The sequence below is a fragment of the Vibrio sp. 1249-1 genome, assembly GCF_033340495.1.
Genome location: NZ_JAWOWJ010000014.1, coordinates 89,890 through 95,920, shown reverse-complemented (window position 1 = coordinate 95,920; position 6,031 = coordinate 89,890). Strand labels below are relative to the sequence as shown.

At 44.2% G+C, this 6,031-nt stretch carries 5 protein-coding genes; 2 read left to right on the top strand and 3 right to left on the bottom strand.

Features of this window, described 5'->3' with window-relative positions:
- Positions 1-312: 312 nt before the first annotated feature.
- Together R7Z50_RS20085 and dld are read left to right on the top strand one after the other, a co-directional pair.
- The gene (locus R7Z50_RS20085) at positions 313-1,215 is read left to right on the top strand and encodes a LysR family transcriptional regulator (protein WP_017633645.1); all 903 of its coding nucleotides are present in this window, start codon (positions 313-315) and stop codon (positions 1,213-1,215) included.
- 382 nt (positions 1,216-1,597) lie between these two features.
- Positions 1,598-3,304, top strand: a complete 1,707-nt coding sequence (gene dld, locus R7Z50_RS20080; RefSeq protein WP_206969303.1) for a D-lactate dehydrogenase — start codon at positions 1,598-1,600, stop codon at positions 3,302-3,304.
- Between the two features lie 140 nt (positions 3,305-3,444).
- On the opposite strand, the gene R7Z50_RS20075 is transcribed toward dld, so the two are convergent.
- The 3 genes from R7Z50_RS20075 to alr form a co-directional block, all read right to left on the bottom strand.
- A complete protein-coding gene (locus R7Z50_RS20075) occupies positions 3,445-3,753 on the bottom strand; it encodes an AzlD family protein (RefSeq protein WP_005375985.1) in 309 nt (102 codons plus the stop codon).
- Positions 3,750-4,481 carry an AzlC family ABC transporter permease gene (locus tag R7Z50_RS20070; RefSeq protein WP_213897011.1) on the bottom strand — a complete coding sequence of 244 codons (732 nt, stop codon included), beginning with the start codon at positions 4,479-4,481 and terminating at the stop codon, positions 3,750-3,752. The genes R7Z50_RS20075 and R7Z50_RS20070 overlap by 4 nt, the downstream gene beginning before the upstream one ends.
- Positions 4,482-4,792: 311 nt before the next feature.
- Complete coding sequence (gene alr, locus R7Z50_RS20065) at positions 4,793-6,022, bottom strand: alanine racemase (protein ID WP_206969306.1); 1,230 nt, start codon at positions 6,020-6,022, stop codon at positions 4,793-4,795.
- Between the last annotated feature and the right edge of the window lie 9 nt (positions 6,023-6,031).

The following is a 6,031-nucleotide window of genomic DNA, read 5'->3' as shown; positions in this document are numbered from 1 at the left end:
ACACTAGCTCAGTTGGTAGAGCGCAACCTTGCCAAGGTTGAGGTCACGAGTTCGAACCTCGTGTGTCGCTCCAAATTATTCAGATATGGCCATGGCGGTATCTCGATGCCAAGTGCATCAACTTAAAACCAGCGAAAGCTGGTTTTTTTGTATCTGAAGACTGATAAATTCACACCATCTCTTTTTCATTACCTGTGAGCTTAGCAACCCCATCTCTGTCACGAGTTTCTGATATTAAGTGTGACCCGATGTTTCGCACCTCAGCCAATTTCAGTTTACAATACGGGCTTCCAAAGGATTTGACGAAGACGCATGAGAAATACCGACGATTACATCATTTTTTATCACTTGATCGAGCAAGGTTCATTCAGTGCTGCCGCGAGACATATGTCACTGACCAAATCGGTCGTCAGTAAACGGATTGCCAAGCTTGAACAAGAGCTTGGTGTACAGCTTCTCTACCGAACAACGCGAACGCTAACGTTGACTGAAGCAGGACGAGCGTTTTTTACTCATGCAAAAGCGGTTTATCAAGCGGTGGCAACGGCGGAAGAATCCATTGTGGGTTTAGGTAAAAACTTATCTGGAAACATTAAAATTTCGGTGCCTACTATCTCTGGTGAATTAATTCTTCCTCAAGTGATTAATGAATTTAATCAGAAATACCCAGACATCAATATCGATATGGATCTAGATAATCGTTTCGTCGATATCGTGAATGAACGTTTTGATTTGGCAATTAGAACGGGTGTGTTGCCAGATTCTAGTCTGATTGCAAGAAAGCTGGTGGATGCAAATTGGATCATTTGCGCGTCACCCCAATACCTAGCTAAACATGGCATACCTAAACAACCTCAAGCCTTGGCTAAACACAATTGTTTAGTCTATTCCTACCAAGAAACCGGAGCGCATGAGTGGGCGTTTAAAGATGGAGACGAGGTATATCAAATCACCGTCGACGGTAACCTCTGTACTAACAATTCTTCTGTATTGAGAAATGTGGCGCTGTTAGGGCAGGGAATCATCTATGTGCCGCGTGTATTGGTTTATGAAGACTTAAAGCAAGGCAGTCTGATTCAGTTATTTAAAGACGAAACAGCCAAATGTTTGGGTATTTATGCGGTGTACCCTTACACTCGTCAGCAACCAGAAAAAATTAAGATCTTTATCGATCATCTATACACAAGCTTTCAAAGTCAAAACCATCGATTTTAAGCCAATAACTCAACACCGATCGTTATGTTGGTGTTGAGCTTATGTTTCCATCTTCATTTCTAAGAGTCCTCTTAAATTTAGGAGCTTACGCTTCTCCTCGTTTTCTTCACTAATATTGATAACAAGATACCCCGCACAACTGTTAACAAATGGTTTTGCTATTGTTTCTTTTAAGAAACGGTCTGTTTCTTACGTTAAATTTCTCAAATGTGAAAGATAAGTAACAGAAAAATAAAGAATTATTTTGTTTGTTGTTTATTGATTACGTATTGTTCGTCCGCCTGACATAGACGCAGAGAAATGGACTGCTTATAGTGGCTCAAACGCCATGCCTGCCGCTAAGCGGTGTTGTGAGCGAAGTACAATAACTAGAGATACGGATATGAAACAAAAGCAGCTGATTGAAGAATTTAAAACCATCGTGGGGGAAGAAAATGTTCTAACCGACGAGGTTAAAACGAAATATTACCGCTCGGGGTTTCGTTCGGGTAGTGGTAATGCGCTTGCTATCGTGTTTCCTAACACTCTTCTAGAACAATGGAAGATTATTAAACAGTGTGTTGAAGCAAACTGCATCATTATCATGCAGGCGGCTAAAACAGGTTTAACAGAGGGCTCGGCTCCGAGTGGTAATGATTATGATCGCGATGTGGTTGTGATCAATATTACCAAAATCAAGAAGATTCACTTATTAGATGGCGGTAAGCAGGCGGTTTGCTTGCCTGGTGCGAGCTTACACTCTTTGGAGAAAGAGTTGAAGGCAGTGAACCGAGCACCGCATTCTATCATCGGCTCTTCATCGCTAGGTGCCACTGTGGTCGGTGGTATCGCCAATAACTCAGGCGGTGCGCTAGTTAAGCGTGGTCCTGCTTATACGGAACTGGCGATCTATGCGCAGGTGGATAAGCAAGGCCAGTTACATTTGGTGAACCACCTTGGTATTGAAGGATTAGGTGAAACGCCAGAAGAAATTCTAACAAACCTGCAAGAAGGGAACTTTGACCCAGCGAAGATCATTCATGATGAGCGAATGGCATCAGACAAAGAATACGATGAACGTGTTCGAGACGTGACTTCTGACATTCCTTCTCGCTTTAATGCCGATGAACGCCGATTATTTGAAGCCAGTGGCTGCGCTGGTAAGTTGGGGGTTTTTGCCGTTCGGGTTGACAGCTACCCAGTACCCGAAAAAGAGCAGGTTTTTTACCTTGGCACCAATGACCCTGCGAAACTAACGAAGTTGCGAAAAGACTTCTTATCTACGTTTGATAACTTGCCTGAGATGGGAGAATACTTGCATCGAGATATCTTCAACATGGCAGAGAAGTACGGCAAGGATGTGTTCTTATCCATCGACTTGTTAGGTACAGATAAGTTGCCAAAAATGTTCGCACTTAAAGCTAAGGTAGAAAATTTCTTAGAGCGCATCCCATTTGTCAGTAAATATCTACCAGACACCATTTTGTACTACGCGAGCAAGTTGTTCCCACAACATTTACCAGAACGAATGCTGGATTTCCGTGACAAGTATGAGCATCACCTGGTATTGAAAATGAGTGATGGTGGTATTGCTGAGGCGCAAAAATACCTCAAAGAAGTTTGGGCTGTTGAAGACGACTGTGATTTCTTCGAGTGTACGCCGGAAGAGGGTAAAAAAGCTTATTTACATCGCTTTGCAGCAGCAGGTGCAGCAATTCGTTACGAGACGATTCACCGAAAAGACGTAGAAGACATCGTTGCACTTGATATTGCTTTGCGACGTAATGATGAAGAGTGGCTAGAAACTTTGCCTGAAGAGGTAAGTAAGAACCTTGTTCAAGCGCTCTATTATGGTCACTTTATGTGTTACGTCTTCCATCAAGATTACATTTTCAAAAAAGGGACTGACACGAAGTTGATGAAAAAGATGATGCTAGAGCACCTCAATAGCCGTGGTGCCAAATACCCAGCAGAACATAACGTGGGTCACTTGTATGAAGCCGAAAACTCGTTGCAGAAGTTTTACCACGAATTAGACCCAACCAATACCTTTAACCCTGGTATTGGGAAAATGGACAAATATAAGCGTAATTGTAACTGCTGTGCGTAATGTGCTGTCTCACCATGATTAATAATCGTTGTTCATCGTTAAAATGATGGGCATAAGATAAACCCTGATGACACTCGTGACATCAGGGTTTTGTGTTTTGGGTCTTTTATTGATGACTGGTATCGGCGTTGAAACAGCGACTAAAGAGCACGTACTGCAGCGGCGGCGATGATGCCTGCTGCAATTGCGGGTAGAGGCTTTTTCACGATGAACATGACAACGGCAGTAGAAAACAGTGCTGCTCTAGCACCATTATCCCCCTCTACTGCTAGCGGAGCTAAAAGCGCAACCAGTACGGAACCTGACATCGCAGTAATGAAACGTTGAACCCGTTCGCTAATTGGAATGAATGACATAACATACACTCCGCCCCAGCGGGTTATGAGCGTGACTAACGCCATAGCGATGATGATAAGCAGTGTGCCACCTATGGTTGTTTCGATGTTCATGCTTTCTTCTCCTTCCAACAAGCACCCAATACTCCGCCAGTAATGGCGCCAACCACTACGTGGCTATTCTCTGGCAAATACCAATACGCCAACATAGAAGAGGCTGCTGCTATGGCCCAAATCGCAAAGATTCTTAAGTCTTTCGGCCCGGCTACCACCATAGACAGCAGGAAGCATCCCATAACCATATCGAGCCCTAGGCCCACCGGATCTTTGATTGCGCTACCAAAATAAATGCCGATCCAGGTGCCCACAATCCAAAAAGACCACATCGCTAAGCCGCCACCAACAAGCAAGCCAAAGCCTGGTTCTCTTCTACCAAATGCATTGAGTGCCATTGCCCAGTTAGCGTCTGATGCTACCAGCATTACACCGTAACGTTTTGTTGGTGGGAGTTGTCGTAACCATGGATAAAGTGTGGCTCCCATCAAGAGGTGACGAGCATTAATCGCAAATACAGTAATAAGTACTGGAATGAGAGGGACTTCTGCTCCCCACATTTCTAACGTGGCAAATTGTGAAGCACCGGCGAAGACCAGTGTGCTCATCAACATAGTGGGAAATACATCTAGTCCAGTCTGTACGGCAGCAACACCGAAAGCGAGGCCAAATATGACCACGAACATAGAGAGGGGTAAAAGTTGGGTGAAGCCGTTCCAGACGTCAAGCCGATTAAATTCGTGCAACTCAGTGGAGGAGCGTTGAAGATGTTGAGTATTTTCTGTCATAGAGATACCTAGCTAGCAGGCAAAGGGGCAGTGCCATACGAGTATGTTTGTTGTTCTTTTGTAAACTTCATGTTTAACATCAATTAGAGGGGCTTTCAAACACTAAGTGCTATATGAAAATGAGCCATCCAAGCGGCTTTAAGAAACAGAGTGTAGAGAGTCGTACTTGGTAGTGCTAAAGGAGATTAAAACAACAGAAATAGTAAGCTCTGTTTAATTGATAACATCACGAGCTAGTACAGATTAGTAAATAAGAAAGAAAGCGAGCACGAGGCTCGCTTTTTCGCTCTGTTACGAATAACTGAGTAGGTTTATTTTACGTAGACACGAGGGTTCGCGCTTCCCCAAACCGTGTATAGTTCAGGGAAGATGACTTCTGCGTGTTTTTCCATCTCAGTAGCTGAAATCGTTTTGCCTTGTTGGGAGCCAAACAAAACAACTTCAGAACCAGGCTCAACATCTTTGATATCTGTCACATCTACCATTGTGGTGTTCATTGAAGCAACGCCCGCAACTTTTGCACGTTGGCCATTGATCAGAACTTCTGCCGTATTCCCCATTTTTCGTGGATAACCATCAGAGTAACCAACAGGAATGTTCGCCATTAAGCTTTCTTTGCTTGTTGTGTAGCTGCTGTCGTAACCGACTGTGCTATTTTTTGGCAGGTGGTGAACGGATGCCACGCGTGTTTTGAAAGACACGATAGAAGGGTACTCAGGGTTAGTTGGTAAGTCTCCGTATAAAACGCCACCAGGACGAACCATATCAAGCTGCGCCTCAGGAACATTAAGCGCGGTGTAAGAGTTTGCTACGTGCAGTAAAATGTTGTCGCGTTTTAGATTCGCTTCTTTAATCAGCCATGCAGAACTGTCTTTGAATGAAGCTAACTTTTGGCGCACGTCGTCTGCATTGTAGTTAGGGAAATGAGTCATGATACCAACAATATTAACGCCAGCTTGTTGAGCGATTTCTAGCGCTTCTTTCTTGCCCGCTTCTGTCGTCATATCAACACCATTACGTCCCATACCACCGTCGTTCAGAGCAAGGTGAACTTTGATTTCTTTACCAGCTTTCTCGGCTAGTTTAGACAGTGCTTTAGCTTGCTCTGCTGTGCCTATCAACTCTTCGACGTTTAGGTCGATTACGGCTTCAATCTCGCCAATATCCGCTGAGCGTACACGCATAAGTTGGCCTTTAAAGCCACTGTCGCGAACAGTTTGTGCTTCGGCGTTACTTGCAACGGCAACGCAAGGAATTTGTTGCTCGATAATAGTCGGCATCAGGCCTGCGATACCATTGCCGTATGCGTCGGCTTTCATCACGGCGCAGATTTTCGTTTTGCCATCCATGTGCGATTTAAACTGCTCAATATTATCGCGGAACTGACCTAAGTTTATTTCTAGCCAAGCGTTAGCACCTTGAACTTGCTCTGCTTTTGCTGCTGTATTGCTAATTTGAAGAGGAGCGGCAGTGGCTTGCATTACAGGAACCGCGACTGCAGCAGCGATAGTCAGTGATAGTAAGGTTTTATTTAAGCGCATAAAGTCTCC